We start from the raw sequence: 26,847 nt of genomic DNA, 5'->3' as shown, positions 1-26,847 counted from the left end.
AGCGTTGACCACAACACCAGCAGTCGCACTGAGAGCGACGAACACAACGTCGCGAGCAACCGTCCAATGCGCGTGGACAGTGCACAGGGTCGGCAGTGGACGCGTGAGCGAAGGCCACACCGAGCACCGACTGCGTCCGCTTGGCGTAGCGAGCAGTCACCGATGCGCGTGGACAGCACGCAGGATTCGCAGTGGACGCGTGGCACGTACCGCACGCCCGCCTGGCAATCAGCGCAGCCGTGTTGCTAGCTGGTCTTGGCCCCTTGATCGGGGGCACGCTGCCCACGCACGCCCTGCACACTTAGAGCGGCTAACAAAACGACTGCGCTCACCGCCAGGCGGGCGCGGCCGGTGCTCGGAATCCGCATGTACCACGCGCACACCCCGGTTCTGAGCGCGACGTCCGCGCCCACCTGAGCGCTGCTCGCTAGGTGTTGTTAGCCGCTCTTATTTGCGCGCCGCATCGCTCTTGGCACGGATCGCCTTGAACTCCGAGCCATCCTGCCAGCTCGGCCACTGCCGGCCGTTGGCCAGCGCCACGCCCACGTCGTAGACCAGCGTGGTATCGGCGGCATGGCCGCTGGCATCCCATTGCGGAGTCCAAATGTCGCAGGGCTGGTGATAGCAATTGGCGAAATATGTGTCGCGCAGCGCCTTGCCCGCGGTGATGCCGCCGTTGACCATGTCCAGCCCCGGACCAACCGTGATCGCCGGCACGCCCATACGCGCAAACGCAAAATGATCGGCACGGTAGAAGAAGCCCGCCTCCAGATTCGGGTCCGGCGAATAGCTGCGTCCACGCGCCTTGGCGGCGGCTTCCAGATCGCCTTCCAGCGACACCCGTCCACGTCCCCACGAAGCGATGTCGCGGGTCAGGCCATCCGGGCTGAACATTTCCATATTGAGCACGGCCACGGTCTTGTCCAACGGCGCCAGCGGATGCGCAGCGTAGTAATTGGCGCCAAGCAAGCCCTTTTCTTCGGCGGTCAACGCGATGAAATACAGGCTGCGCTGCGGCTTGGGGCCGGCCGCGAACACACGCGCCAGTTCCAGCACGCTGGCCACGCCGGTGGCGTTATCCACCGCACCCCGCCGAATCGTCTCGCCACTGGCATCGGCCTTGCCGATACCGAACGCATCCCAGTGCGCGGAGAAGATCACCGTCTCATCCGGGTGCTGGCTGCCGGTGAGTTTGGCCACCACGTTATGCGTGACCACACGCTCGCGCTTGAGCTTGAAATCCACCGACAACGTCGCATCGCCCAGTGCCACCGGCGCGAAATCGCGCTGCTGCGCACGTGCCTTCGCTTGTTCGAAATCCAGGCCCGCCTGCTTGAACAACGACACCGCCAGCGCACGCTGCATCCAGCCACGTACCGGCACATGCTGCGCGCGGGCGTCGGCATCGCTGCGTTCGATGTCGAACAACGGCGACATGCCCGAACTCTGCACCGTGGCCCAGCCATACGCCGCCGGCGCAGTCTCGTGCACGATCAATACACCGGCCGCACCGCGCCGCGCGGCCTCTTCGTACTTGTAGGTCCAACGGCCGTAGTACGTCACGGCCTTGCCGTCGAATGCACCCGGCTGCGGCGATTCGAAATCGGCATCGTTGATCAGCACCACGGCAATCTTGCCGCGCAGATCCACGCCTTTGTAATCGTCCCATTGCCGCTCGGGTGCGCTGATGCCGTAACCGACGAACACCAGCGGCGCATTCTTCAGCGCGACCGCTTTCTGCGGCCGCAGGCTCTGCAAGATCACATCGTTGCCATTGACCAGCGCTTGGGTCTTGCCGCCGACGCGCACGCTTGCGCGCACCGGGCCATCCACCTGCGCGCGCACCAGCGGCACTGCCTGCGTCCAACCGCCTTGCTCGCCACCTGGCTCCAGGCCGGCCGCCTTGAACTGCTCCACCAGGTAATCCACGGTGCGCTGCTCACCGGCACTGGCCGGCGCGCGCCCTTCGAATTCGTCCGACGCCAGCAGGCGCACATGCCGCGACAACGCCTCGGCATTGATGCCGCCGCCCGGCAGATCGTTGGCGGCCTGCGCCACACCTCCCACAAACAGGCAGGCGGACAACAGCAGGATGCGCATCGGATTCACGGCAAGCCCTTTCAACAGGTAGATGACACATAGTTTACAAGCGCGCAGCCAATGCAGGAGCACCATGACGCGAGAATGCAGTCGATTGCGGGAACTGCGTGCATGGCTGAGGGGCCACAGGTGGGCGGACGGCGACCATCGAGATGCACGACGTGCATACCTGCAATCGGGTCACCACCGACATTGTTGTTGCAGCGGCGTGCCCCATGCGCCTGCCAATTCAAGCCAGGCAACCGCAGAGCGTTGAAGAAGATCATCGGCGCACTGTCTGGTGCGGTGTCTTCGCCGCTTGCGGGACCGTGGGCGGCATGAATGCCGCCATCGAGCCTACAAGGACGTACTTGCGGCGTATCCTGCAAGCGGCGAGGGCACCGCGCATTCGACTGACTGGCTTTAAACGACGTGACAATTCGCTACAGCGGTCGAGAGGACATATCAGCCGCTCCCGGAGCGCTAACTTGGTCGCGCTGCACGATCCAGCCAAAACCCCAGCCCTTGCGCGTTGAGTTCGATATCCGTTGCCAGCAGTTGCTCCACGGCCGCATCGTCCAACCGACATCCATGCTGGCGTGCGCGTTCCAAATACAATTCGGTCAACGCCGCCACCATGCAGCGATGCCGGTCCGGACGTTGCGCGCAACCCAGCGCAATCTCGGTCATCGCATGAATCTGCTCGCCTAGCGCCTGCGCCAACGGTGCCGGCGATGTGACACGGCCGTAATGGGTGAGATACATCGCCTCCGGTGCGGCGTCCATCAGGCGCGTCATCGACTGCAGCATCGCCTCGGGCTCGAACTGTACCGGCGACGAGGTGGGCAGGATGAAGGCACCCCGGGCACTGTCCAGTTGCCGATACGACAGGCCGAAGGTATCACCGGTAAACCAGCTGCGGCTACGCGCATCCCACACGCACAGATGATGGCGTGCATGCCCCGGGGTATCGATCGTGCGCAGCGCGCGCGCGCCCAGCATCACCGTGTACCCATCGACCGCCTCGACCACGCGCTCGGCCGGCACCGGCGCAATGACACCGTAACTGCGCGCCATTTCCGCCTCGCCATACACCGCGGTGGCGCCGGCAATCAGCCGTGTGGGGTCGATCAGATGCGGTGCACCGCGCGGATGCACCAGCGCCTGCGCATTGGGCAGGTGCTGCAACAAGGTCCCGGCACCGCCGGCATGATCCAGATGTACATGGGTCAGGATCAACCACTCTATCTGCGCCGGCGCCAACCCGGCCGCCTGCACCGCGGCCAGCATCTGTGGCACCGACAGCGAGGTGCCGCAATCGATCAAGGCGCCGCGTTGCGCTTGGACGATCAAATACGCTGCATCGAATTGCACACCACCAAAGCCGGTATCGATGGTGTGGATGTTGAACTCGGCTGTCACTGTCATTCGCACCCCGCGGCGGTTGTAGAGACTGCAGTGTAGGCCCAAGCATTGCGTCGCTGTGATGCATGTCGCCACAGGCACCCCAGAATGCGGCTAGCCATGGCGAACAGCGACGCCTGCAGCGTCATGTCGATCATGCCTCGCGCAATGCGTGCATCGCCGCAAGAATCACGTCCGCATCCATGTGCGCATGCACGCCCGGCAGTTGCAAATCGCTCGCCTGCGCTGCCTGTTTCAACCGTGCGATCAATTGCCCGGCATCGCGTGGCGATGCGAAGCCATCGCTCTGCAACAGCAACGTACCTGCGCCGTCGTTCAACTTGAAATAGAACTGGCCATCGCTTTCACGGTATTGCTTGAATACCGGCAGCGCGATCCTCTCGCCGACCGCGCTCACCGCTGCACCAGCCTGACGGGACAGATCGCGCAGGCCTACTGCATCGCGCAGCTCGGCCAGCAGCGGGGTGGCGTAGCGTGCGCGCAGACGTGCGCCGCCAGCGCGCAGCATCGCTTCGATCTTGGCCGGCTCTGCCATCAATGCTTCGTAGCGTGCGCGCAGCGGTGCAATGTCCTGATCGATCCGGTCGAACAACTGCTGCTTCGCATCGCCCCAGCTAATACCGTCGGCAAATGCCTGCGCAAATGCCGCAGACTCCTGCGGCGCAGCGAAGGCCTGATACAGCTGGAATAAGGCCGACCCCTGCGTGTCCTTCGCCTCACCCGGCGCACGCGAATCGGTGAGGATGGAAAACACCAGCTTGCGCAACTCCTCGCGCGGTGCAAACAGCGGAATCGTATTGCTGTAGCTCTTGCTCATCTTGCGGCCGTCCAGCCCCGGCAAGGTAGAGACCTGCTCGTCGATCACCCCTTCGGGCAAGGTGAAAAACTCGCGCCCATAGACATGATTGAAGCGCTGCGCAAAATCGCGTGCCATTTCGATGTGCTGAATCTGATCGCGCCCCACCGGCACCTTGTGCGCGTTGAAGATCAGGATGTCAGCCGCCATCAGCACCGGATACATGAACAAGCCTGCGGTGACGCCGGCATCTTCGTCCTCACCGTCGGCGCAGTTCTTGTCCACCGCGGCCTTGTAGGCATGCGCGCGATTGAGGATGCCCTTGCCGGCCACGCAGGTCAGCAGCCACATCAACTCGGTAGTCTCGGGCACGTCGGACTGCCGGTAGAACCACACCTTGTCCGGATCCAGACCGCAGGCCAGCCAGGTGGCGGCAATTTCCAGCGTCGAGCGCTGCGTGCGCGCCGGGTCCTGTGCCTTGATCAGGCTATGCAGGTCAGCCAGAAAATAGAAGCTCTCGGTATCGGCGCCCGCGCTGGCCTGGATGGCGGGGCGGATCGCGCCGACGTAATTTCCCAGATGCGGGGTGCCGGAAGTGGTGATGCCGGTAAGGACACGAGTGGTCATCTGCGTAATGCCAGGGAATCAGCCCCCAAGTTTAGCGGTTCCGCACGCCCGCCATTGCCGGCCCCTGGTCGAAGGCAGGTTTTAGACGCACAAACGCAGAACGGGCCGCACTGGGCGGCCCGTCGTCTGCAATCTGCTCGCCCCGTCGGGCGGCAGAATGACGCGCCATCAGGTGTCGTCGCGCAGCGACTTCTCGAACGCACGCACCTCGGTCTGGGCACGGTCGCGGTCCCAGCCATAACGTTCCTGCAACTTGCCTTGCAGATATTGCGCATTGCCTTCGGCAACCTTGAAATCGTCGTCGGTGAGATCGCCCCACTTTGCCTGGGCCTTGCCCTTCAACTGGGTCCACTTGCCGGAAATGATGTCAGTGTTCATGCGATGACTCCGCTTGATACGGCCTCGATTGACCGTGTCGCCAGACTGACGACAGCGGTGTTTGCGATTGATCAACAGGTGTCAAACGATTGATCACGGCACTGAACGGTTACCGACGCACGGCCAGTCTGCAACGCGTAGGCCGCGCCAGGCGCAGCATCCGGATGCCACCTTGCACGGCGCGATCGCGCACAAAAAAAAACGGACCTTGCGGCCCGTTTTTTGTTTGCATGCGGCGTCAGATTACTTACGCGCTGCGTCTTCCACCTTCTCGCCGGCGCCCTTCACGTCCTTGCCGGCACCTGCGACGGTGTTGCAGCCCGACAGCAGACCGACCGACAACATGGACAGCACGAGCAGCACAATTGCACGCTTCATAACAGACTCCTCATGGATAAAGCGGCGCGTTGCCGCAAATCGAACAATTCAGGTGGTGACGGATCAGCACTTACCATCGCTGCATTTTTCGGCCGTTTTCTCGACCTTCCCACCCGCGCCCTGCAAGTCCTTGCCAGCGCCAGCCACGGTGTTGCAGCCCGTCATCACGCCGGCCGAAAACAGGCCCAGCACCATCAGTGTCAGCAGTCGCTTCATCGCTCGTCCTCGTTGTGTAACGGTGCCAGCGCACCTAGCTTGGCGCCAAATCTGACTGCGCGGCCGTGGATTTGATGTGAACGTGGCGCGCCGCGTTCAGCGCTGGATCAATCCCGCATCAGCGTCGATTTGCCGAACAGGCTTTCGACCAGATCCACCGCCAGTTCGGCGGTCGCGTTGCGGTTGTCCAGCACCGGGTTGAGCTCGACGATGTCCAACGACCCCATGCGCCCGGTGTCGGCGATCATCTCCATCACCAGCTGCGCCTCGCGGTAGTTGGGGCCACCGGGCACGGTGGTGCCCACGCCCGGCGCGATGCTGGGGTCGAGGAAGTCCACATCGAAGCTCACATGCAGGTGCGTGTCGGCACTCATGTCCTGCAACGCGGCCTCCATGGTGCGCTTCATGCCGGCTTCGTCGATGTAGCGCATGTCGTAGACATCGATGCGGTGCTGCTTGATCAGCCGCTTCTCCTCCGGGTCCACCGAGCGGATGCCGATCTGCCGTACCTGCTCGGGCAACAGCGCCGGCGCACTGCCGCCCAGATGGGTCAGCGTCTCCGGGCCCAGCCCGCACAGACAGGCCACCGGCATGCCGTGCACATTGCCCGAGGGCGTCACCTCGCTGGTGTTGAAGTCCGAGTGCGCATCCAGCCACAGCACCCGCAACGGCCGGCCCTGCTCGCGGCAGTACTTGGCCACCGCGGTGATGGAGCCGATGCCCAGGCAATGGTCGCCACCGAGCATGATCGGCATGCGTCCGGCACGCAGTTCGGCGTAGCTGGCGCCCATCAGCGCCTGGTTCCAGGCCACCACTTCGTCCAGATGCCGGTAGCCGGCTTGCGGTGCCTGCCAGGGATTGCGCGGGCCATCCAGGTTGCCCAGGTCGCGCACCTCCACACCGCGGCCGACCAGGGCCTCGTGCAGTCCGGCGATGCGTAGCGCCTCCGGTCCCATGCGCGCGCCGCGGTGGCCGGCGCCGATGTCGGTGGGAACGCCAATCAGGGAAACCGGCACGTACTGCGTTGCCATGCATTGCTCCAGTATCGATAAAACCGAGCATTCTAGTGGTACGCCCGCACCGTGACGCGCAGCAGCGCAACACGGCATGGGCCGTGCCATGAACGGTGCGACGAAGCGCGAGGTTAGATCTGCCTCGTCGCGCCGCTACCGCGACACACCAGGACACTGTTTGGCGCGCCCGACGTTGCCGATCCTGTCTGTCTGACCGCCCGGTGAAGCAACACGGGCGAGAGTGACAGCCTGCTCGGATCCGGTGGGTATGGTGCGCGCCGGCCAGCGCAGCACGCCACGCATGCACGCGCTCAGGCCATCAAGCAACAGGGGGATTTCATGCCGAATAACGCTGTCAACCAGGTCGTCAAGGCTGCTGTGGGCGAGGTCCCGCGGGCGTTGCATTTTGAGAATCTACAGCGTATCGAGCATACGGTCGCGCAGACCATCGAGCGCGAGCCGGGCATCGGCATGTTGATGCTTTCCACCGCCGACGGGCGCGCCATTACCGAGCAATCCAGCCTGGATGTGGACGGTCGCCGGCTTGCCGCACTGGCCGAGGTGATCGCCACGCTCGACCGCTTGGGCTGGCACGCCGTGCCCGACCTTGCTGCCACCGCGCTACCGCAACGTCTTTCATGCGAAGCGCTGTTTTTTGCCCTGCCCGAACATCTGCGCCCGGCGCTGCCGGCCGTGGAACCCAGCCATGCGCTGCAACTGCGCCAGTGGCCAGAGCTGAGTGCAGAGACCAGTTCGCCGGCTCAATTGCTCGCCGTCGCCCATCTGCCTGCGCGCCCGTGGCGCCCGTGGCGCCCGCAGGCGCTGGCCAGCGCCTGCAAGCTGCCGGTGCAAACGGTGGAATGCCTGTTCGCCGCCGCGCTCGCCAGCGGCCGTGCCCAGACTGCGGAGAGTCCCGTGCCTGCAACGCAGCGTCGTCCGGACAGCGGCAACACGCGGTTCTTCTCATGGGTCGCACGTCGGTTCGGCCTTTCCCTCTTCCAGACGCAATCATGAGTCTTCCGGCCAACACGCTGGTGTTCGTCGGCGGCATGGGCGCCGGCAAGACCACCGCAGTGCGTGCCATCTCCGATGTGGAGCCAGTCGACACCGAAATGCCGCTCAGCCAGGATGCGGACGGCGACAAGACCTACACCACCGTCGCGCTGGACTGCAGCTTGATCGAGCTGGAAGACGGCGAGCTGCTGCACGTCTACGGCGTGCCTGGCCAGAAATACCTGGATTTCATGTGACCGCTGGTGTGCGACGGCGCGTTGGGCGTGATCGTGCTGACCAACGCACGCGACCCGCAGACGCTCAATGCCACGCTGGCGCTGTTGGGTGAGTTTACGCAGATCGCCCCGGACGCCAGCCTGGCGGTGGGCATCACCATGACCGATGAAGTCGAAGCTTTCCTGGTGCCGCCATTTCGCGATGCCTTGGTGGCCGAAGGCTTTCGCATCCCGGTCATGCGGGTGGATGCACGCTCGGCCACCCAGATCACCTTCCTGGTGAAGTCGCTGCTGTCCTATCGCTACACCTCGGCGACCAGCTGATCGCCAGCGCGCGTGACGCGTGCATATGCAGTCGACGCGGTGAGTAAGACAAGGAATCCGGTCACGACGGTGCCTGAAAGGGCGTCACGCGGGGGATGCCGCCTCTAGGGTTGCGGCGACGCGTCCGTCTTCCTTGAAGCCAGAAACAAGACTCGGTCGTAGTACAAATCTGCCTCGTGTCTGACTCACTCAGTATACAGCGTGGTCAGACACCAGGACATCGGGACGTTTCCGACATCGCGCAGGACATACCGGCGATAAGTCATCGGCATATGCCGCATGACCTGCCAGCCCTGGCGTGCCGGTGTTCGCCACATGCTGCTCCATCACCTTGCGGCAGCGTTCGCGGCGCATGTCTGCGTCCGCAACTGGCTCGGTCGCTGCTGCTTCGCCATCGCGCGGGTCCGCTGCGGACGCATGCTCACCATCGCGATGCTGCCGGTTAAGGGTCCATCGTCACGATCAGATAAAGTAGCGCGATGACAATTGAACTGAAGCCCGGCGGCTTGCTGATCGCCATCGAAGGCATCGACGGCGCCGGCAAGACCACCCTCGCCCGCCGCCTGACCACCACGCTGGAAGCCGCTGGCGCGCGCGTCGTGCTGAGCAAGGAGCCGACCAACGGCCCCTGGGGCACCAAACTGCGCCAGTCCGCCGCCACCGGCCGCCTGAGTGCGGACGAAGAAGCCGAGCTGCTGATCCGCGACCGCCACGAACATGTGGACACCTTGATCGCGCCCGCGCTGGCACGTGGCGACATCGTGATCCTAGACCGCTACTTCCCCTCGATGGTCGCCTACCAGGGCGCTGCCGGCCTGCCGCTGGACGAGCTACTGGAACTCAACGCCTTCGCGCCGCGCCCGGACGTACTGCTGCTGCTCGACCTGCCCCCGCCCACCGGCCTGGCCCGTATCCGCGCGCGCGGCGATGCGCCCAATCACTTCGAAACCCAAGACAACCTGGAACGCTGCCGCACCATCTTTGCCGGGCTGGAATTGCCGGGCAAACACGTGGTGGATGCCAGCGCCGACGCCGACAGCGTGCTGCGCCAGGCGCACGCCATCATCGTGGCCGCATTAGCCGACCGACTGAGCGGCGACGGCGCGCCGGCAGACACCGGCAAGGCCGCGCTGGAACTGCTCTCGGCCGGCCGCCCGGCCTGAGTGCTGTACTGCGCGTCGCGTCGCGTCGCGTCGCGCGACAAAAGTAGCGTGCCTCTCGTGGCGAATCGCTACTGGCAAGTAACTTACCTGCACCCGACTGAGTAGCAACCGGTTGAACCAAAGATCCCGCGCACGGTAGAAAACGCGGAAATTAGGCCGATCCGCAAAGCGCATACGGCTTGAACAAGTTATGAGGGGTCACGCGCACGCGTCGAACGGATTTCCCTTCTTGGGTCGTGCGGAGAACAACGCCCAGCGCGTGTTGCCTTGTATGCGCGGCCACTTGAACCGACCAACGAGACCGTGCACAGAAATGGATCGCCATAGGAGTGCTCACGGTCTGCGGGGCCGGACCCAAAGGCACCGAATTCAACAGTGACTTGCGCGTGCGAGAGTGAGACGCCCGCATTTAGAGCCATCTGCTCCAAGCGGCGCGTGTAGTGCAATTGGATGGCCTGAGCGACAGAGCCAACGGCAGACGAACTGTTGCAGAGCAACTCGATGGACACCGACGATACGTGGCGCTCCAAAGCCTCACGGTAGAGCTGGCCGATACCCCATACCCAGTCACATCATTGTTTCGACTGACGCAAGTGCTCGACGAGTCCGTGTGCAATTCCGTTCAGCGCACGCCGCCGTGTCATGTGCCCCCCCTGACAGCACAGCCAATCAAGATTGCCGCAGACGCGTGGATCGAAGATGGTGCCGGCACCCGGATTCGAACTGGGGACCTACCGCTTACAAGGCGGTTGCTCTACCAACTGAGCTATGCCGGCGAAGGCAGGCGCATTGCGCGCCGATGCGCATTCTAGCGCAGCGCGGCGCAATCTAGCGAACGCTGACGCGCGGCACCGGCAGCACCTTGCAATGCGCTGGTGGCCGCGCTGCTGCGCACATCGATCCACCACCGCGATTGCCCGCTGCCGCTGGGCACCAATTGCGCCGGGAAGCCTGCGCCGACCAGGCTGGCCTGGCGCCGCTCGGCGCGCTCGCGGCTCTGGTACTGGCCCAGCGCCACGGTGTTGTCCTCGCCCTGTGCAATCACGTAATAGTCGCCCATCCCAGCCGCAGCAATGCGCTTGACCAGCGCCTGCGCGGCCGCGCGGTCGCCCACGTTGGGCAACATCACCCGAAACGTGCTGACACCAGCGTCCTTGTCCTCGCGCACGCTGGCGCGACTGGCCTGCCCACGCACACGCGCCAGCGCCGCATCGGCATCGGCGCGTGCCACGAATGGCCCCAGGCTGGCGCAGCGCTCCGGTGCAGGCGATGGTGTGGTTGGCGACGGTTTTGTCGCCGTAGCAGCCACGCTATCGGCAGGCTTTGCAGCAGTTTTTGTGGTCACCGACGGCTCGGCTGCAGCATGCGGCGTTTCCGCTGCGACAGCGCTGGCTGATGTCGTCGATGCCGGCGTGGACGTGGATGTACTGACAACTGCCGCCGGGGTGGGGGCGGGTACCGCTGCGGATACAGGCGTTGATGCTGGTGTGGCTGGTGTGGCCGATGCAGTCGACTCACTCTCCGCCGCCGACGCCGATCCGGTCGCCGCCGCTGCACCCGTCAGCGCCGCTCCGCCAACACCCGGCAGGGTTGGCAGCAGCTCCAGCCGCGCGACACCTGTCGGTTGCGGCGGCGCTGGCGGCGGTGCCGGCGGTGGCTGCAAGGCCCACCACAACGCCACCCCGGCATTGAGGACGATCAAAACGACGATGAGCGCGCGGACATACATGCGCCGATTCTACGGGGATGCCGCAGCGGTCGCCCACGTCGCCAGACCGTCCAGCACCAAGGCGGCGCGGAACGTGGCACCGGGCAGCAGCGGTAGCAGCGGCGGCGCGCCACCACCATGGACGAGCAGCCGCACCGGCGCGCCCAGGCTGCGTTGCGCGTGCTGCAAGCTGCGCTCGATCAGCGCCACCGCCGCGCCGTCGCAGCCGGAGGTCAAGGCATCGTCGGTGTCGATGGCCAGCTCGACGTAATCGCCGCCGCTGGCCGGCAGCTGCACCGCGCGCGCATGCAGCGCTTCGCGCATGGTGGTTGGCGAGGCGGCGATGCAGCCGCCATGATGCAGGCCATCGGCGCCCAGCACGTCGATGGTCAGTGCGGTGCCCACGCCGGCCACCAGCACCGGCGCGTCGCCCCGCGCACCCAGCAGCGCCAAAAAGCGGTCCACACCGAAGCGGCTGGGATCGGCATAAGCAATACGGATACCGGCGCACTCGGCGGCGGTCCGCACGATGCGCACCTGCGTAAAGCGCTCCTGCAGGCAGGCGATCATGCGCTGCGTCAATGCCGGTGCGGCCACGCTGGCAACGTGCGCGATCTGCCCGGACGGCAGCGCCGCCAGCGCGGCCGCATCCATGGCCTCGGCGCCGTGTGCCCATGCCTGCACTTGGCCGGCACGGTTGCCGTGCAGCGGCGCGTACTTGAACCGCGAATTTCCCAGGTCGAACAACCACTCGCTCATGCAGGTCTCACGCTCACTTCTCCGCAGTGGAACAGACGCACCGTGTCGCCCAGTCGCACCCGCAACGCGCCGTCGGCCGCCAGGCCGAGCGCAACGCCACGATGTCGGGTGCCGGCCTCTTCGACCTGCACCGCACGCCCGCTCAGGACGTCCAGGTCTGCATAGCGCCCCAGGAACGGCACCAGCCCCTGCGCCTCGAACAGATCCAGCGCCGGCAGCAAAGCGGACAGCACCGCCGCCACCACTTGGTCGCGTGACACCGGTCGGCCGGCCAAGGTATCCAGATCGATCCACGGCTGGTCGATGCTGGCCGCTGCCGCCGCCGGCATGTGCACGTTCAAGCCCAGCCCGATCACCGCACGCGCGTTGCCGGTCATCTCGCCGCCGCCCTCGATCAACAGGCCGCCCAACTTGCGCTCGCGTGCCAGCAGATCGTTGGGCCATTTCAGACCGACATCGGCAAACCCGCAACCACGCAGGGCTTCGGCCACTGCCACGCCCACGGCCAGGCTGAGCCCGGCCAACTGGCCCAGCCCGCCACTGAAACGGCGCGACGCCGACAAGTAGATATGCGCGCCCAGCGGCGAGGTCCATTGCCGACCGCGCCGACCGCGGCCACCGGTCTGGCGCTCGGCCAGCAGCACTGCCACGCCCTGTTCGGGCGCCGACTGCGCCAGCAAGGTGGTGTTGCTGGATTCCAGCGTCCAGGCCACGTCCAGCGCAGCGAGGCCAGCGGCCGCATCCGGTGCCATGCCGGCGCGAATGCACGCCGCATCCAGCAGGTCCAAGGGCGTGGCCAGGCGGTAACCGTCGCCGGCTCGCCCTTCGATGTCGACCCCGGCCGCACGCAGATTCTGGATGCGCTTCCACACCGCCGCACGGGTCAAGCCGGCATCGCGTGCCAGCGCATCGCCGGACAGCCTGCCACTGGCGAGTTTGGCCAGCAAGGCGCGATCATCCACGGCTGCGGTGCGCGAGAAGGCATGAGCGGACAAATGCGCGGGCGGCGGCATGTGTAGAAGAGGCACACCCTGCATGCTTGATTGGTCGCCAGAGCAACGCGCGTGCCGCTGCATCGGCGCCCCACACGAAGCGCGGCGTCGGGTTGGTGGCCGGCAGCACACGGGGGGCATGCCGTGGCTGGTCATCACGCGCGTCGGACCAATGCCCCGCGGCGTCCGCGCCGCAAGGCTGGCCGCCGGCGCCTCTTATCTCAAAGTGCATCACACGCCTGAAGTCCCCGAATCTATCAGCCAAAGTATGCGCCAAGCCCTCCCGGGCGCCCAGCGCGGCTTGCGTGAGGGAGTGAAAAGCGCGTTATGATCGGTGCCTCACGCCGCTTGCCCTGGATGTGGACGATGCGCCGAATCACGGTCTGCCTGCTCATGCTGTTGGCTCCGCTTGCCGCCCTGGCTTCGGACCAACTGGTCGACGGCGATCATGACAGCTGCGTCAGCACCAACTCGGCCGCACGCTGCAGAACGCCGGCCCCCGAGCCGGCACCGGCGCGTACCACCCCGCACAAAGCCGCGCCGTCCACCAGTGGTGGTGGCAGCGATGGCGATTCGTTAGTCCCACACATACGCACGATGCCGCGTTGGCACAGTTTCCTGCCGGGCATGTTCCGCTGATCCAGTGGTTGACGCGCTAGCTGCGCCGGCCGCCTCCCGATATCGCTGATGCGCTGTGGCAACCGCTGTGTAGCAGGTGCGCATGGGTCGCAGCGCTCGATCTGCCGCGGCGGCAACGTCTGCGCGCATTGACCGCGCAATTCCTGCATCAAAAAACCATTTCGCCTGTCGACGGGCTGCAGCTGCAACCAAGCGATGCGCTCATGCTGGCTGCGACCTGCTGCCTGCCGCTGTTGGAAATCGGCGCCGCCGGTTGGCGCGGCTGGTCGCAATTGATGGTGTATCCGGATGCGTTCCGCGTGCAGCGCACGCACATGGATGCAGCCGGAGTGATGCACGCATGGGACGACACCCTGATCGGCGAAGCCTGGGAGCAAGGTCCGTTGATCGTCAGCTGGGCGGATGTGCAGGCCGATCTGGATGACCCGCAGGCAGGCTTCAACGTGATCGTGCACGAGATGACGCACAAGCTCGATGCACTGGATGGCGCGCTCGACGGCAGCCCGCCATTACCACGCTCCGCGCAACGCACCTGGGCACGTGATTTCCAGCATGCCTACGATCTTTTTTGCCAACGCGTCGATGCCGGCGAAGACACCGAGATCGACCCATATGCCGCCGAAGCACCGGAAGAATTCTTCGCGGTGGTCAGCGAATATCACTTCTCCGCACCGCACCTGCTTGCACGTGCGATGCCGCAGGTTGCTGCACACTTGGAACGTTTTTACGGACCCTCGCCGTTTGCGGCGTCAGTGCAGCGCTGAGTGTGCTGCGTCACTGGACGGCGTGGTTGTCGCTTCAGCGCGGCTGACAAAACGACTGCGCAGCCGCCGCTTGAAGCACTGACGATGCATTGAAGCGAATCCGCCGTCATCCCCCGCACATGTTCTTTCTTGCGCTTAGTCGCTCTCCAACTTCAGACCAATCCAAGATCGCGTGGTGTGGCGCCCGGAAAAACCCGTTCCACTTGCGCTGGCGACAGGCCCCACATGCGAGTCAGCACCCCGCCGAACAGGCTGCGGTAATTGTTGAGCACCGGGTAATCGCGGTTCTGCAGCAGCTGCGCCTGTTCGACCGCCACCTGCTCGCCAGCGATGCGGCCGCCGTGCACACCTCCGCCCAGCACCCAGTACGTGGTGCCATGGCCGTGATCGGTGCCCTTGCTGCCGTTCTCGCGAAAGGTGCGGCCGAACTCGGAGATCACCACCACCACGGTGTCGTTCCACGCCGGCCCCAGCGCATCGGCATACGCGGCCAGCCCTTCGCCGAGATTGCGCAGGTTATTTGCCAGGCCACCTGCCACGCTGCCTTGATTGGCATGCGTGTCCCAGCCACCGACATCGACGAATCCCAGGCGATAGCGCTCGCGCATCCAGGTCGCCATGCGCCGGGTTTCATCGGCAAAGGTACGGGCGCTGGCGGCGCCACGGGCGGCCTGCTCCATCTCGTCGCGCAACTGCACGGTGACCTGCTGACGCAGCGCCAAGCCGTCGCGCGCGGCGGCAGCCAGCGGCGTGCTGTCGTACATCTGCGACAGGATCTGCGCCTGCCGCGCGTCCAGTCCATCTTTGCCGATGCTCCGCAACGACACATTGGGTAAATCGCTGCCGCCTTGAAAGGTCAGAGGCAGCGAATCAGTGAACGCGATCGCCGACACTCCACTCAACACGCCCGACAGGCGCGCCATGAATCCGGAACGGTAATCGCGGTGCTTGCCCGCCTGGCCGGATTCGATATCGTCCTGGGTTTCGAAATGACTGCGCGACAGATCGTCGGTGCCAGCGAACGGCACGAAGGCCAGTTGCTTGCGTTCCCAAAACGGCAGCAAAGCATCGCGCATCACCGGGTTCAGGCCCCACTGCGCATTCAGTGCGACAGCACTGTTTGGATTGGCTGGATCCGGTCGTGCAATCGCCAGGCTCGGCCGCGAGTGGTAATAAAAATCGCTGCCATGCGGCACCAGCAGATTATTGCTGTCGTAGCCACCCCGCAGAAACACCACCAGCATGCGCGCGCTATCGCGTGGCGCAGCGAACAAACGACCGGCCCACGGCATGCTTGCTGCGGCTGCAGAGGCAAGCAGAAATTGACGTCGTTGCATGGCGTACTCCCGCGGCGATGGCCGCTTGGCATTCGTTGGATCGTTGGATCGGTCGTTTTGAATCTGCAAGCGTTGAATCGTTGACGTTGCATCAGCGGATCCGAATCGGTGTCATTGCGTCAGCGATAGTTGAAATCAGGCGACGACAGCAAGAATCCATTCCATTCGGCAGGCGAGCGCGCCTGGTCCAGCGCCTGCTGTGTGGCGGCGGACAGCGAGGGCGCCAGCCACCGGTACGCAGGCCGCGTGTCGATGCGCGTCACCGCCGGAATCGGCGTGTCGTTATCACCATCCAGACGAAACAGTTGCTTCGGTCCGCCGCCGATTGAGCGCGCCACCTCGAACCGGCGCGCCAATTGCCCGGAGCTGGTCCAGGCCTGCGACTGCAGCGACCAGCCATCGGGCGTGATACGCCCAAACAACGGCTCGCCCAGTTGCTGCACCCAACTGGCCATCGGCGCGGCATTGATCACCGGTTGATCCTCATACGCCACTCGCATCGCCGACACCACGAATCGGTTCGGGTCCTTGAACTTGCGCGGTTGCGCCTGCGCAAACTCCGGCGACGCCAGCATGGTCTGCATCACCTGGGCGATATCGCCATCACTGCGTTGGAAGGTGTTGGCCATGCGCGTCACCAGCGCAGCGGGGGGCGTGTCGCTGACGAAATACTCGGCCAGGCGTTGCGAAATGAAGTGCGCGCAGGCTGGCTGCCGTACCAACAGCTGCACGGCGCGCTCGATCTCATCCAGACCACCTCCAGCGATGCGCTGACCAAGCAGCATCTTGTCGCCAGGTTGATGTCGCGCCGGATTGAATTCGAACAAGCCTTTGCGCACGACCTGCGTCTGCCCTGGTGCTGCAGCTGGCAACGGCGGCGCGCCGTTGGCCTTGATCGGCACCAAGCCTGCGCCGGTGAGGATCAGCGCCAGCTGCTGCACGTCCTGCTGGCTGTAGCCGCCATGCACCCCCAGCGTGTGCAGTTCCATCAACTCGCGTGCGTAGTTTTCGTTGACCTTGCCCTTGGCGCTCTTGGCATTGTCCAAGTATTCCAGCATCGCCGGGCTTTCCAGCGTGGCCATCACCAAGTCGACAAACTTGCCGGTGGCATTGGGGCGAATCGCGTTTTCCATGTAGTCGGCGGCCATCCATTTCACCCGCGCCTTGTCGGCATACACGCTGAAATGATTAAGCCAGAACCACACCAGTTGCTCGCGCAGCTGATCCGGCGCGTACACCGCGCGCAGCAATTGCGCCTGGCGCGCCTGCACCAACATCTGCCCGCCGCGCGCCTGCCAGTCCTTCTTCAGGGCAACCTTCTCATCGCCATCGGGCATGGCCTGCAGGCGGACCTTGTCGGCCTCGTATTGGGTCAGCAAATCCACCAGAGTGGTATGCAGCCCATCGAAGCGCTGCAGCTGCACGCGTACCGGCGCCGGCAACGCCGCGTCGTCGCTGGGCTGCAATAACAGCGCACCGAAGCGTTTGGGGCCTAGCTGTGTCAGTTGCGTCGCGCTGTTGGCGTCCACACCGTAGGTGGCGCGTTGCAGCCAGCGTGTCTGTGTTGATGTGAGCGGCGCTTCGGCGGCCGTGCAATTGAGCACCCAGACGCTGCCGATCAACAGCGGCAGCGCTCGCCGTCCTCGCCATTGCTGCGCGCGTACCACACGCGTTTCCATGCACCCTGCCTGACTCACTCGCTCGAACATGCGGCCCTCCATCGCAACGACGTACCGACCCAGTATGGGCAAGCCAACGCATGCGGGGTTAAACGGTTGTCGGAAGGCCTGTGGACATTGACCAGGTGTTTATCGGGCCACTCCCGCTGGTCACAATCCCGGCGGCATGGTCACGTCGAAGCGGGCGCCGCCCAGTTCCTGCGAGCGCACCACCTGCAACTCGCCGCGGTAGGCCTTGATCAGATCCTGCACGATCGACATGCCGATACCGTGCCCTTGCACGCGCTCATCGCCACGCACACCGCGCTGCAGGATCTTGGCCACGTCTTCCGGCGCGATGCCGGGGCCGTCGTCTTCCACCGACAGGATCAACCCGGCACGACGGCTACCGGTCGTGGGTCCCGGTTGTGCGGTCAACAGCACGCGGCTAAGCGCCCACTTGAAGCCGTTTTCCAGCAAATTGCCGAGCAGCTCCTGCAAATCGCCCGGCTCACCGTGAAAGCGCGCTTCGGGGGAAATATCGAACTCGCACAGCACGCCCTTGACCGAATACACCTTCTCCAGACCACGCACGATTTCTTCGGCGGTCGGCTCGATCGGCAAAGGCGCGGCGAATAACTTGTGCCCGCTGGAAGCGGCGCGTGCCAGCTGGTAAGACACCAGATCGTTCATGCGGCGCAGCTGCACATCCATTTCTTCATGCAGATCGCGCTCGGACGCGCCGCTATCCAATTGCGTGCGCAAGACGGCGATGGGTGTCTTGAGGCTATGCGCCAGATCGGCCAGCGTATTGCGCTGGCGCTCCAGGTTGTCGCGCTCGCTCTCGATAAAGGCATTGATGCTGTCGGTCAGCGGCTCCAGCTCGCGCGGATGCTGCTCGCTCATGCGCTGGATCTCGCCGCGCTGCACCTTGGTCAGCTCGTTGATGACCCGCCGCAGCGGACGCAGGCTCCATTGCAGAATGAAGGCCTGCAACACCAGCAACACCACGCCAGCGCTACCGAGGTAGAACCACACCGCACCACGGAACACGCGCAGCTGCGCGCCCATCGAGCGCGCATCTTCCATCACATAGATGGTGTACGGAATCTCGCCACCGTGTTCGCGTTCGACATAACTCACGCCCAGGCCGTAGCGATACAGCTGGCCCAGGCTGCCGTCGATCTGGGTCATTTCCAGCGGGCCGATGAACTCTTCCTGGCGCGGCTCCAGCATGCGGCCGTGCGGAATATTCGGGCCTTCGGCCGACATCGAGGTCCAGCTTTCGTCGGGACGTACAACTTCGACATAGAGCCCGCCGCCAGGCACATCGAAACGCGGGTCGGGCGGTTGCCCGCCGATGTACAGCGAGCCGTCGCGTACGAAATCGATATTGGCCGCATACGCGGAAGCGTAGTTCTTCAGCCGCTCGCGCAGATTCTTTTCGGCGGTGTCGGCAAACGCCACATCCAGCGCGTAACCCGCCAGCGCCAGGAAGGCCACCAGACTGAGGCTGGCGGCCAGCAGCTGGCGGGCCTGCAACGAGCGCGGCCGCCAGCGTCTATACCACTTGGAGCGGCCCGGCACGTGGTCTTCCCGTTCGTTGACGCGCGGACTCAGCCTTCGGTACGCGGAATGGCGAAGCGGTAGCCGCGACCACGGACGGTTTCGATCGGCTTGAGCTCACCATCGGGATCGAGCTTCTTGCGCAGACGACCGATGAACACTTCCAGCACGTTCGAATCGCGGTCGAAGTCCTGCTGGTAGATGTGCTCGGTGAGGTCGGCCTTGGAGACCAATTCGCCGGCATGCATCATCAAGTACTCAAGCACCTTGTACTCGTAGCTGGTCAGATCCACGTTGGCGCCGTTGACGCTCACCGTCTGTGCTGCCAGATCCAGCGCAACCGGACCGCATTCCAGCGTGGGCTTGCTCCAGCCAGCAGCACGTCGCAGCAAGGCGTTGACGCGCGCCAGCAGCTCTTCGACATGGAACGGCTTGACCAAGTAATCGTCGGCGCCCTGCTTGAGGCCTTCGACCTTGTCCTGCCAGCTCGAACGCGCGGTCAGGATCAGCACCGGAAATTTCTTGCCTTCATCGCGCAGGGCCTTGATCAGCTCCATGCCCGACATCTTGGGCAAGCCAAGATCGATGATGCCAACGTCGAACGGCACTTCACGGCCCATGTAGAGGCCTTCTTCGCCGTCCTGTGCAGCGTCAACCGCAAAACCTTCACGCTTCAGACGCGCCGCAAGGGTTTCGCGCAGCGGAGCTTCGTCTTCGACCAAAAGGATACGCATGCACTCTTCCTAGTTAGGTTGTCGGCCAGTGGCCGGGGAATTTATAAGACTGAACGTAGAACTGTCTACGTTCAGCGGTTATCGTCGCGTGGTGGCGCGTCCGGCGGCGGCAAGTTCTGCAGCGGCGCGGCCTGCGTCTGCTCCGGCTCATACACGGTGTGTACGCGCCCGTCTTTCATGTACTTGACCCGGTTGAGATTGCCGCCATCGAACGGCACGCGCTCGGCACCAAGGATCTGTCCACCGGTAGACCGTTGCACATGCCGAATGGTGTCCGACAGCGTGCGGCTATTGCCGCGTGCCGACGGCGGCAACGTCTCGCGCCCGCTCTGCACCATCGGGTAGCCCTGGCCCCAGGCCAACGGCGCGGCCATGGCCACCGAGAGGGCAACCAGAGCAATTTGGCGAGCGCGGCAGGGCAATCGGGTCACAAACGAATCCTAGCGGGTTGTTCAGAAACATTCAGAATTCGTGAAATCGACCATGCGTTACAGATGGTCGAGCATCGGAATTGAGCCAAATTCTTGATTTTTCGGGGTGAATCCGATCTGAACTTTTTTAGCTTCGAGGTAACGGCATTCAGCGAAATGAATATCGTCAGTGCTCAAAGCCATGGTGGGCGTGGGCTGTGGCGGACGCGCCCGTTGCTGGAAACCCTCGAAACCATCGATATCCCAGCAGCCCGTTCAGGAACGCAAGCGGTGGGCCAACTAGGCGACCACCCGCCAGGATCGCGTATCGGTGCGCTGCAGCGCCTGTTCGACCAACTCCCAGCCGGCACCCGGACGATGTGCGCCTTCACTCAAGACCTGCCGGAATGACCGCCCGCCGGGCTGGCCATGGAACAGGCCCAGCACGTGCCGCGTCATATGCTTCAGGGCAAGACCTTGCGCCAGCTGCGATGCCACGTACGGCTGCAATGCGCGCAGCAGGGACTCGCGCGGTTGCTCGGGCCGCTGGTTCAAGGCAGCGTCCAGACAATGCAGGACGTAGGGGTCGTGGTAGGCCGCGCGGCCGAGCATGACGCCATCGGTATGCTGCAGATGCGCCATTGCGGCGTCCACGGCCACGATGCCACCGTTGAGCACCACAGGCAGGCCGGGCCGCTCCTGATTGAGCCGGTAGGCCCAGTCGTAACGCAGCGGCGGCACTTCGCGGTTTTCCTTCGGCGACAGGCCCTTGAGCCAGGCGTTGCGGGCGTGCACCACCACCATCGCCGCGCCGGCCGCGACCACCTGGTCGACAAAGCGGGCGAATAGCGCGTAATCGTCATCGTCGTCCACGCCAAGACGGCATTTGACCGTGATCGGCACGTGGGTGGCCGTGCACATGGCAGCGACGCATTCGGCCACCAGTGCCGGCTCGCGCATCAGGCAGGCGCCGAACCGCCCGGCCTGCACGCGGTCGGACGGGCACCCGCAATTGAGATTGATCTCATCAAATCCCCACTCCTGCGCGATCGCCGCCGCCTGCGCTAGCAAGGCCGGATCACTGCCGCCCAGCTGCAGCGCCAGCGGATGTTCGACCGCATCGAAGCCGAGCAGCCGCGCGCGATCGCCGTGGATCACCGCATTGGCGTGCACCATCTCGGTGTACAGGCGTGCCGACGGCGCCAACAGACGGTGGAAGACCCGGCAATGACGGTCGGTCCAGTCCATCATCGGAGCGACGGACAGGCGCAGGGAGGCGGCGTAGCGATCGGCGGAAGCGGTCATCGACGAAGTGGCCGCAGCGAGCAGCCAGTAGAATGCGAAGCAGGATCAACAGCTTACACGGGCGTCGATGAATCTGCGGCGGTGCGCAGTGGCAGGCCGGAGCGGCTGCTTTGGGATTTAGCTGCAGGATCGCCTACTCGTTGCGCCATGTGATCGCCCCCCCCATCAGCTGGCCGGCTACGCGTATTACGCGCAATTGCGGATGGCGCTGGTGAGGCGCTTCGGCGGCCAGCATCACGGATGCGTTCTACTGTCGGGAAGGGCAATAGCGCCGAAGATCGCGTTGACGCTGTTTTTGTTCCCCTCGCTCGCCAAGTGCGGGCGGGGACGGGAGGCAGCGCTGCAGGATGCGCGGTGCCTGTCTGCGTTCGCCTCTGCGGCGAACGCCTTGCATCGTCAGTGACGAGCGGAGCTTTCCAAGTCCGGTGCCGCGGTGACCGCTGCGCTGGGACGAACCCGGACCTTACGGGTTACGGACACCCACACGCTCTTCGGCGCTGAGCGGCTTGCCGAGTGCGTGGTACGAGGCGACCAGCGTGATCAGGGCGGTGCCCAAGACCGTGTAGAAGCTCCACGACTTGGCCAGCACGTGCACCTGGCCGAACACCAGCGCGACAACGGCAGTGGCGGTGCACAGCACCATGGCCAGCAGAGACATCAGGAAAGGAATGGAAGGATCGAGCTTCATGGTCCGCGGGTTCCAAGGTGCGATGCGATAGCTGCAGCATCGGCGTTCCCGGCGCTTTCTTGAACTGTTTTTCTGCGCTTTTTTCAGGCAATTTCGAGCAAGTCAGCAAGCACTCAGTTTTCTGTCAAAGCCTTGGCGCACAAGGCCTTGTGTGTCGAAAAACTCCTGACGCACCGGCAAAAAAATCACCACCCGCGCCAGCGTTCCAATGCGGTCGTGGCGGAAAACCGACGGGCCTGCACGAGGCGATTTGTGGCGTGTCGCAGGTGCGGTTTCCGAGCTGTGCCGGTTGCAGTTCTTCCGGGCGATGCAGTGGGGTGCCGAGGTGGAAGATCACGGCAAAGGTTAGAAGTCATCGCCAGGCTCAGGCAACAACGTGCAGGTCACCGGCCTGGCGTTGCGCTTCCAGGCGCTTGCCAGGACCAGGCTGTCCTGACGCTGGCTCTACAAAGCCGCCGATGTGGAGCCGGGTCGGGGATGCGCTGCCAGGCAATGGCGCAACCTGCAGAAGACCTGGAGGTTGCACCAGGGTCTGCCAATGTTGCGTTGAGTCTGACAAGAGCTCTCAAGCGGCAGCCTACATGTCGCACAGCGGGCAGCAGCGGCCAGACGCGTCTCGCGCAGGCATATTGCAACATGCAGCCGAATACCGAGGCGCTTGGACGCCGATGACACGCGCACGACGCGCGCGGGCCTAACCAGCAAGCAAGAGCAGCATGCTCAGCGCGCCGGGGCGGTAGTGAATTCGCCGCGTTGCAGTTTGCTCACGTCGTTGCCCTGCCCGTCCTTGAGGCTGAGGTCAGCGCCCTTGGCGGCCAGATCCTTCAGTACGTCGGTACGTTGAAACAGCGCTGCATACATCGCCGCGGTCTGCCCGGCGTTGTTGCGCTGGTCCGGCGCACAGCCGGCCTGCATCAGGCGCTTGGCGATGCCCAGCTCGCCCTTGAAGATGGCGCCCATCAGCGCGGTGTTGCCGCGCTTGTCCTGCGCACAGGGGTCGGCGCCGGCGCTGAGTAATTGCTCCACCGCCGGGCGCTGGCCGTGGTACGCGGCCAGGATCAACGCGGTATAGCCCTTCTCGTCGCGGGTATTGAGGTCGTAGTGCGAGCGAATGAATTCGGCCAGCATGTCTTGGCGACCTTCACGCGCGGCATCGAAGAAATACGCACGCAGTTGCAGCTTGATCTGCTCGGGTGTGGCGGTGGCCGTTGCATTGGCGGCGGGAGTGGATGCCGGCGAAGCAGCATTGGCAACTGCAGACAGGCTGCCAAGCATCAAAAACAAGAGGGTGCGCATGGGAATCTCCCGGACTCAAGACGACATCGCGGCGCAGGCCGCGATGTCGTCGGGCGGATCAGTCCTGCAGGCTGGAAGCCAGCTGCTTGACGCGCGACAGGTCGCCCTTGGCCACGCGCGTAACGCCGCTGCCGTACTCGGGGTCGGCCTTGTACAGGAACGACAGCATCCGGTGCTTGCTTTCGGTGTCGGTGTCGGCCAGCGACTCGCCGAAACTCTGCACCAGATCGGCCCGATCCTTCTTGCTATAGGAGCGGTACAACTCGCCGGCCTGCTTGAAGTTCTGCTCGCGGGTGATCTTGGCCTGCTGCGTGGTGCCCGACAGCGGCAGCTCGCTATAACGCGCAGACGCGTCTTGCGGACGCGGCTGCAGACGGCTCGGCTCGTAGTTCACGCCGCTGGTGGTCTGCCCGATATTGCCCTGCCCATCCTGGTTGCCGTTGTTGACCGCTACCCGCGGGCGGTTGACCGGCAGGCTCAGGCCATTGGCACCGATGCGGTACAGCTGCGTATCGGCATAAGAGAAGATACGGCCCTGCAGGAGGCGGTCTTCAGACGGCTCGATACCCGGCACCAGATTGGCCGGCGCCATCGCCACCTGCTCGGTCTCCTGGAAGAAGTTGTCGACGTTCTTGTTCAACACCATCTGGCCGACCTTCTGCTCCGGCACGTCCGGCCAGATCTTGGTGGCGTCGAGCGGATCGAAATCGAACTTGGCCAGGTCTTCCGGCTTGAGCACCTGCACGTACAGGTCCCACTTCGGGTAATCGCCCTTCTTGATCGCAGCGACCAGATCGTTGGTCAGGTGGCTGTAGTCCTTGGCCTGCACGGCGGCAACCTGTTTGGGATCGAGATTCTTGATGCCCTGCAGGGTCTTCCAGTGGAACTTGACGTAATGCACTTCGCCCTGCGCATTGACCAACTTGTAGGCATGCACGCCATTGCCATCCATGAAGCGATAGCCGGCCGGGGTACCTTCATTGGAGTAAAGCAGCGTCAGCGTGCGGGTGGCTTCGGGCACGTGCGAGAAGAAATCGAAACGGCGCGAATCGTCATCCAGATTGGTGCGCGGGTCTGGCTTGAACGCATGCACCATGTCGGGAAACTTGATCGCATCGCGAATGAAGAACGTGGGGAAGTTGTTGCCGACCAGATCCCAATTGCCTTCGCTGGTATAGAACTTGGTGGCGAAACCATGCGGGTCGCGCAGCGTTTCCGGCGAATGATTGCCGTGCACCACCGAGGAAAAGCGCACGAAGACCGGCGTTCTTTCGCCCGCGCTGAAGACCTTTGCTTTGGTCAGCTTGGACACATCGGCGGTGGCGGTGAACTCGCCTTTGACGCCAGTGCCGCGCGCATGCACCACGCGCTCGGGAATGCGCTCGCGATCGAAGCGTTGCAGTTTCTGGATCAGCTGGACGTCTTGCAGCAGGGTCGGGCCGTTGGGGCCAGCCGTCTGCGAATTCTGGTTATCGCCGACCTTGGCGCCATTGTCGCGGGTCAGAACGGATTGGGCGAAGACCGGCGGAGCGATCAACGTCGGGGCTAGCAGGGCTAGCACCATGAGAGATCCAGGGCGCATGGCGTCAGCTCGTTTGAGGAGGCTGCATCATGGCCAGCAGGCCGAAGCGTGAGAAGTCGTTAGTTACTATCGCTGCGATAGGGGAACGTGATGATGACTGCGTTGCGTGATAAGCATCTCGCTACAGAGTGGCAGTTGGTCTTGAATCACGCAGCGACCTGGCGCATTCGCTGAGCAATCGCATCTCGACGACCTCACATGTATGCGCTGGCGGCAAGTCATTTGCTGCAGTGCGGAGACCAGTTGGCGCTTGCTATATGCGCTGCCACGACAACGAAGAACACTGCCCATCACCCGTTGCACGGATACGCGCAGGTGCCCGCTCGGTGATGCCGGTCCGCACGATCAGCACAGCCGAAAACGCATCGCCATGCTGCGTAGACCGATTAGACACAGCACGCTGGGTGCCGCGCCGTTGCTCGGCAGTCCCCTGCATGGCCAACGCAAGTTAGGAATGCCGATCGAAGCGTGAGCCCACCGTTCAAACCACAAACCACCGACAGACCCGCGCGTTAATGGTGGCACCTGCATCGTGTTCGGATCCGGACCCGCCAGCGCGACTCTCTTGCTCAGGCAGCCCGACCTCTGCCCGCCGCTGTTGTAGGTCGGCAGGACTCTCCAACTTGAACAAGCTGCCGTCGGCTTTGCGTTGCGTACCGCTGCGGCTTCCCCGACATGATGAGGTTACGATCAATGAACACGGCGAGGTCCGCCGTGCTGTAGGCACTGATAGCGCAGAAGCACGCGGTCGCCGCATGTTACGAATCCAACTGCCTTGGAAGGCACCCACAGCTCGGCGCGCAACGCGATGTCCTTGGATAACAAGGTGATCAGCGGCTGTTGCGCACCGACCGGTTGCCCTGCATGCACCAGCAGGTTCGTGACCATGCCATCGGTTGGCGCACGCAATACGACCGAACGGCGTACTCCAGTTTCCGAAAGGGATTGCGCGACATCTGCGATCTGCCTGGCGATGTCGTTGCGCTTTGCTTCCAAGGTTGCAGGCGTTTGCTCCAGCTGCAACTGAAGTTGAGAGTGCTCCACACGCAGGTCCAACGCATGTTTCTGCAACTCTTCGAGTTGCCCCTGATTCTGAATCGCGATGTCTTGCTGCTGCAATAATTGAACCTTGGTCAATATTCCCTTTTCTGCAGCAGTCACCCACTGCTCTTAGAGCCGGAGCGCGCGCTCTGCGCGCTGGCGTTGCAAGCGAATCTGCTCGGCAGTGTTATCCATCTGCGCGTCAAGCAGCGTGACACGCCGACGCAGATCGCGCTGCTGGGCGTCGTAGCGCTGATTCTGAGCCTGTAAATCCGCACCTGATTAGCACGCACTTTCAGCGGTGAACAGGGTGACATCACGCAGGGCCCGCTCGGACCAGGGCTTGCTGGCGGCTGCGGCGGCCAGCAAGCTGGGCACCAGCCGGGTCAGATCGAAACGGCGGTTGAACCGCCGCATCGTCTCTGCCAGGGAGCGCTGGGCGTATTTGGCGAATTTGAAGGCGTGATAGGCACCGTCCAGCGAACGCTTTAGGTTGGACAACACCACGTTGACCCAGCGTGCGTTCTCTGCCTCGCAGCGACTTCGACCGCTGCCTTCGATCACCGTGTGCGCGTGCTCGGCTTCCAGTGCTCGAAACGCACCGAGTCCATCACTGTAGACATCTGCTCCAGGATGCAGGCGTTGCCCGATCCATTCCGACAGCGCCGCCTTGGTGAAGCCTGGGACCGGATCCATCACCGCGCGCAATGGACGACCGTCTTCAGTGGTCTCCACGGCGA

23 protein-coding genes, 1 tRNA gene, 1 other RNA gene and 6 pseudogenes are annotated in these 26,847 nt (G+C 64.0%); 8 read left to right on the top strand and 23 right to left on the bottom strand.

Annotated features, from left to right (window positions below; all coding sequences use genetic code 11):
• The first annotated feature begins 366 nt into the window (after window positions 1-366).
• A non-coding RNA gene (locus WJW29_RS04000) (sX9 sRNA) lies at window positions 367-443 on the top strand.
• A gap of 4 nt (window positions 444-447) precedes the next feature.
• Here the strand turns inward: WJW29_RS04000 and WJW29_RS03995 are convergent.
• The 7 genes from WJW29_RS03995 to rocF all read right to left on the bottom strand — a co-directional run bounded on the left by WJW29_RS03995 (window position 448) and on the right by rocF (window position 6,930).
• Entirely contained in the window at window positions 448-2,100 is a 1,653-nt protein-coding gene (locus tag WJW29_RS03995; protein WP_027704117.1) for a M28 family metallopeptidase, read from the bottom strand.
• Between the two features lie 462 nt (window positions 2,101-2,562).
• Window positions 2,563-3,507 (bottom strand): MBL fold metallo-hydrolase, encoded by a 945-nt coding sequence (locus WJW29_RS03990; RefSeq protein ID WP_041181936.1) that lies wholly within the window; start codon window positions 3,505-3,507, stop codon window positions 2,563-2,565.
• A gap of 130 nt (window positions 3,508-3,637) precedes the next feature.
• Complete coding sequence (locus tag WJW29_RS03985; protein ID WP_011257370.1) at window positions 3,638-4,927, bottom strand: tryptophan--tRNA ligase; 1,290 nt, start codon at window positions 4,925-4,927, stop codon at window positions 3,638-3,640.
• A gap of 168 nt (window positions 4,928-5,095) precedes the next feature.
• Window positions 5,096-5,305, bottom strand: a complete 210-nt coding sequence (locus WJW29_RS03980) for a CsbD family protein (RefSeq protein WP_011407411.1) — start codon at window positions 5,303-5,305, stop codon at window positions 5,096-5,098.
• Window positions 5,306-5,548: 243 nt separating this feature from the next.
• A complete protein-coding gene (locus WJW29_RS03975; RefSeq protein ID WP_011257368.1) occupies window positions 5,549-5,683 on the bottom strand; it encodes an entericidin A/B family lipoprotein in 135 nt (44 codons plus the stop codon).
• A 63-nt stretch (window positions 5,684-5,746) separates the two neighbouring features.
• The gene (locus WJW29_RS03970) at window positions 5,747-5,899 is read right to left on the bottom strand and encodes an entericidin A/B family lipoprotein (protein WP_011407410.1); all 153 of its coding nucleotides are present in this window, start codon (window positions 5,897-5,899) and stop codon (window positions 5,747-5,749) included.
• Between the two features lie 107 nt (window positions 5,900-6,006).
• The gene (gene rocF / locus WJW29_RS03965) at window positions 6,007-6,930 is read right to left on the bottom strand and encodes an arginase (RefSeq protein WP_011407409.1); all 924 of its coding nucleotides are present in this window, start codon (window positions 6,928-6,930) and stop codon (window positions 6,007-6,009) included.
• 321 nt (window positions 6,931-7,251) lie between these two features.
• Between rocF and WJW29_RS03960 the strand changes: the two are divergent.
• The 4 genes and pseudogenes from WJW29_RS03960 to tmk all read left to right on the top strand — a co-directional run.
• A pseudogene (locus WJW29_RS03960) lies at window positions 7,252-7,470 on the top strand (hypothetical protein); the annotation flags it as partial.
• Window positions 7,462-7,926 (top strand): annotated as a pseudogene (locus tag WJW29_RS03955) (hypothetical protein); the annotation flags it as partial. The pseudogenes WJW29_RS03960 and WJW29_RS03955, both read left to right, overlap by 9 nt.
• A pseudogene (locus WJW29_RS03950) lies at window positions 7,923-8,465 on the top strand (GTPase). The pseudogenes WJW29_RS03955 and WJW29_RS03950, both read left to right, overlap by 4 nt.
• 479 nt (window positions 8,466-8,944) lie before the next feature.
• Window positions 8,945-9,628: a dTMP kinase gene (tmk, locus tag WJW29_RS03945; protein WP_011257363.1), complete on the top strand. Its 684-nt coding sequence runs from the start codon at window positions 8,945-8,947 to the stop codon at window positions 9,626-9,628.
• Between the two features lie 700 nt (window positions 9,629-10,328).
• Here the strand turns inward: tmk and WJW29_RS03940 are convergent.
• The 4 genes from WJW29_RS03940 to birA form a co-directional block, all read right to left on the bottom strand.
• A tRNA-Thr gene (locus WJW29_RS03940) sits at window positions 10,329-10,404 on the bottom strand.
• 32 nt (window positions 10,405-10,436) lie between these two features.
• Window positions 10,437-11,357 carry an SPOR domain-containing protein gene (locus WJW29_RS03935; protein WP_011407408.1) on the bottom strand — a complete coding sequence of 307 codons (921 nt, stop codon included), beginning with the start codon at window positions 11,355-11,357 and terminating at the stop codon, window positions 10,437-10,439.
• Window positions 11,358-11,366: 9 nt separating this feature from the next.
• Window positions 11,367-12,095 carry a type III pantothenate kinase gene (locus WJW29_RS03930; protein WP_011257361.1) on the bottom strand — a complete coding sequence of 243 codons (729 nt, stop codon included), beginning with the start codon at window positions 12,093-12,095 and terminating at the stop codon, window positions 11,367-11,369.
• Complete coding sequence (gene birA / locus WJW29_RS03925; protein WP_012446310.1) at window positions 12,092-13,108, bottom strand: bifunctional biotin--[acetyl-CoA-carboxylase] ligase/biotin operon repressor BirA; 1,017 nt, start codon at window positions 13,106-13,108, stop codon at window positions 12,092-12,094. The genes WJW29_RS03930 and birA overlap by 4 nt, the downstream gene beginning before the upstream one ends.
• Window positions 13,109-13,414: 306 nt before the next feature.
• Here birA and WJW29_RS03920 point away from each other — a divergent pair, with 306 nt between their 5' ends.
• Entirely contained in the window at window positions 13,415-13,726 is a 312-nt protein-coding gene (locus WJW29_RS03920) for a hypothetical protein (protein WP_012446311.1), read from the top strand.
• Window positions 13,727-13,746: 20 nt separating this feature from the next.
• Window positions 13,747-14,490, top strand: coding sequence for a M90 family metallopeptidase (locus WJW29_RS03915; protein WP_042464394.1), 744 nt, complete (start codon window positions 13,747-13,749; stop codon window positions 14,488-14,490).
• A gap of 152 nt (window positions 14,491-14,642) precedes the next feature.
• Here WJW29_RS03915 and WJW29_RS03910 read toward each other — a convergent pair whose 3' ends face one another.
• The 11 genes and pseudogenes from WJW29_RS03910 to WJW29_RS03860 all read right to left on the bottom strand — a co-directional run.
• Window positions 14,643-15,827, bottom strand: coding sequence for a DUF1501 domain-containing protein (locus WJW29_RS03910; RefSeq protein ID WP_027704119.1), 1,185 nt, complete (start codon window positions 15,825-15,827; stop codon window positions 14,643-14,645).
• A 119-nt stretch (window positions 15,828-15,946) separates the two neighbouring features.
• Window positions 15,947-17,536: a DUF1800 domain-containing protein gene (locus WJW29_RS03905; RefSeq protein WP_012446313.1), complete on the bottom strand. Its 1,590-nt coding sequence runs from the start codon at window positions 17,534-17,536 to the stop codon at window positions 15,947-15,949.
• A 120-nt stretch (window positions 17,537-17,656) separates the two neighbouring features.
• Window positions 17,657-19,027, bottom strand: a complete 1,371-nt coding sequence (locus tag WJW29_RS03900; protein ID WP_012446314.1) for an ATP-binding protein — start codon at window positions 19,025-19,027, stop codon at window positions 17,657-17,659.
• Between the two features lie 74 nt (window positions 19,028-19,101).
• Window positions 19,102-19,785, bottom strand: coding sequence for a response regulator transcription factor (locus tag WJW29_RS03895; RefSeq protein ID WP_002808458.1), 684 nt, complete (start codon window positions 19,783-19,785; stop codon window positions 19,102-19,104).
• 71 nt (window positions 19,786-19,856) lie between these two features.
• The gene (locus tag WJW29_RS03890) at window positions 19,857-20,159 is read right to left on the bottom strand and encodes a hypothetical protein (protein ID WP_024711526.1); all 303 of its coding nucleotides are present in this window, start codon (window positions 20,157-20,159) and stop codon (window positions 19,857-19,859) included.
• A 336-nt stretch (window positions 20,160-20,495) separates the two neighbouring features.
• Window positions 20,496-21,500 carry a tRNA dihydrouridine(20/20a) synthase DusA gene (dusA, locus tag WJW29_RS03885; protein ID WP_011257354.1) on the bottom strand — a complete coding sequence of 335 codons (1,005 nt, stop codon included), beginning with the start codon at window positions 21,498-21,500 and terminating at the stop codon, window positions 20,496-20,498.
• A gap of 463 nt (window positions 21,501-21,963) precedes the next feature.
• Window positions 21,964-22,188, bottom strand: a complete 225-nt coding sequence (locus WJW29_RS03880) for a hypothetical protein (protein ID WP_012446316.1) — start codon at window positions 22,186-22,188, stop codon at window positions 21,964-21,966.
• Window positions 22,189-22,908: 720 nt separating this feature from the next.
• Window positions 22,909-23,484: an ankyrin repeat domain-containing protein gene (locus WJW29_RS03875; RefSeq protein ID WP_011257351.1), complete on the bottom strand. Its 576-nt coding sequence runs from the start codon at window positions 23,482-23,484 to the stop codon at window positions 22,909-22,911.
• Between the two features lie 58 nt (window positions 23,485-23,542).
• Window positions 23,543-25,048: a catalase KatB gene (katB, locus tag WJW29_RS03870; protein WP_027704120.1), complete on the bottom strand. Its 1,506-nt coding sequence runs from the start codon at window positions 25,046-25,048 to the stop codon at window positions 23,543-23,545.
• A 580-nt stretch (window positions 25,049-25,628) separates the two neighbouring features.
• Window positions 25,629-25,850, bottom strand: a pseudogene (locus WJW29_RS03865) (hypothetical protein); the annotation flags it as partial.
• 8 nt (window positions 25,851-25,858) lie between these two features.
• Window positions 25,859-25,954 (bottom strand): annotated as a pseudogene (locus tag WJW29_RS03860) (hemolysin D); the annotation flags it as partial.
• 234 nt (window positions 25,955-26,188) lie between these two features.
• Between WJW29_RS03860 and WJW29_RS03855 the strand changes: the two are divergent.
• The gene (locus WJW29_RS03855; protein ID WP_042464383.1) at window positions 26,189-26,377 is read left to right on the top strand and encodes a hypothetical protein; all 189 of its coding nucleotides are present in this window, start codon (window positions 26,189-26,191) and stop codon (window positions 26,375-26,377) included.
• A 12-nt stretch (window positions 26,378-26,389) separates the two neighbouring features.
• Here the strand turns inward: WJW29_RS03855 and WJW29_RS03850 are convergent.
• Window positions 26,390-26,847: pseudogene (locus WJW29_RS03850) on the bottom strand (IS1595-like element ISXo5 family transposase); the annotation flags it as partial.

The sequence above is a fragment of the Xanthomonas sp. JL1 genome, assembly GCF_038405005.1.
This window is presented reverse-complemented; position numbering and strand designations above follow the sequence as displayed.

What these genes read in the sequence shown, in the direction of transcription:
- WJW29_RS03995 (WP_027704117.1), bottom strand. Translation starts at nt 2,100, where the DNA reads ATGCGCATCCTGCTGTTGTCCGCCTGCCTGTTTGTGGGAGGTGTGGCG.
- WJW29_RS03990 (WP_041181936.1), bottom strand. Translation starts at nt 3,507, where the DNA reads ATGACAGTGACAGCCGAGTTCAACATCCACACCATCGATACCGGCTTT.
- WJW29_RS03985 (WP_011257370.1), bottom strand. Translation starts at nt 4,927, where the DNA reads ATGACCACTCGTGTCCTTACCGGCATCACCACTTCCGGCACCCCGCAT.
- WJW29_RS03980 (WP_011407411.1), bottom strand. Translation starts at nt 5,305, where the DNA reads ATGAACACTGACATCATTTCCGGCAAGTGGACCCAGTTGAAGGGCAAG.
- WJW29_RS03975 (WP_011257368.1), bottom strand. Translation starts at nt 5,683, where the DNA reads ATGAAGCGTGCAATTGTGCTGCTCGTGCTGTCCATGTTGTCGGTCGGT.
- WJW29_RS03970 (WP_011407410.1), bottom strand. Translation starts at nt 5,899, where the DNA reads ATGAAGCGACTGCTGACACTGATGGTGCTGGGCCTGTTTTCGGCCGGC.
- rocF (WP_011407409.1), bottom strand. Translation starts at nt 6,930, where the DNA reads ATGGCAACGCAGTACGTGCCGGTTTCCCTGATTGGCGTTCCCACCGAC.
- tmk (WP_011257363.1), top strand. Translation starts at nt 8,945, where the DNA reads ATGACAATTGAACTGAAGCCCGGCGGCTTGCTGATCGCCATCGAAGGC.
- WJW29_RS03935 (WP_011407408.1), bottom strand. Translation starts at nt 11,357, where the DNA reads ATGTATGTCCGCGCGCTCATCGTCGTTTTGATCGTCCTCAATGCCGGG.
- WJW29_RS03930 (WP_011257361.1), bottom strand. Translation starts at nt 12,095, where the DNA reads ATGAGCGAGTGGTTGTTCGACCTGGGAAATTCGCGGTTCAAGTACGCG.
- birA (WP_012446310.1), bottom strand. Translation starts at nt 13,108, where the DNA reads ATGCCGCCGCCCGCGCATTTGTCCGCTCATGCCTTCTCGCGCACCGCA.
- WJW29_RS03920 (WP_012446311.1), top strand. Translation starts at nt 13,415, where the DNA reads ATGATCGGTGCCTCACGCCGCTTGCCCTGGATGTGGACGATGCGCCGA.
- WJW29_RS03910 (WP_027704119.1), bottom strand. Translation starts at nt 15,827, where the DNA reads ATGCAACGACGTCAATTTCTGCTTGCCTCTGCAGCCGCAGCAAGCATG.
- WJW29_RS03905 (WP_012446313.1), bottom strand. Translation starts at nt 17,536, where the DNA reads ATGTTCGAGCGAGTGAGTCAGGCAGGGTGCATGGAAACGCGTGTGGTA.
- WJW29_RS03895 (WP_002808458.1), bottom strand. Translation starts at nt 19,785, where the DNA reads ATGCGTATCCTTTTGGTCGAAGACGAAGCTCCGCTGCGCGAAACCCTT.
- WJW29_RS03890 (WP_024711526.1), bottom strand. Translation starts at nt 20,159, where the DNA reads ATGGCCGCGCCGTTGGCCTGGGGCCAGGGCTACCCGATGGTGCAGAGC.
- dusA (WP_011257354.1), bottom strand. Translation starts at nt 21,500, where the DNA reads ATGACCGCTTCCGCCGATCGCTACGCCGCCTCCCTGCGCCTGTCCGTC.
- WJW29_RS03880 (WP_012446316.1), bottom strand. Translation starts at nt 22,188, where the DNA reads ATGAAGCTCGATCCTTCCATTCCTTTCCTGATGTCTCTGCTGGCCATG.
- WJW29_RS03875 (WP_011257351.1), bottom strand. Translation starts at nt 23,484, where the DNA reads ATGCGCACCCTCTTGTTTTTGATGCTTGGCAGCCTGTCTGCAGTTGCC.
- katB (WP_027704120.1), bottom strand. Translation starts at nt 25,048, where the DNA reads ATGGTGCTAGCCCTGCTAGCCCCGACGTTGATCGCTCCGCCGGTCTTC.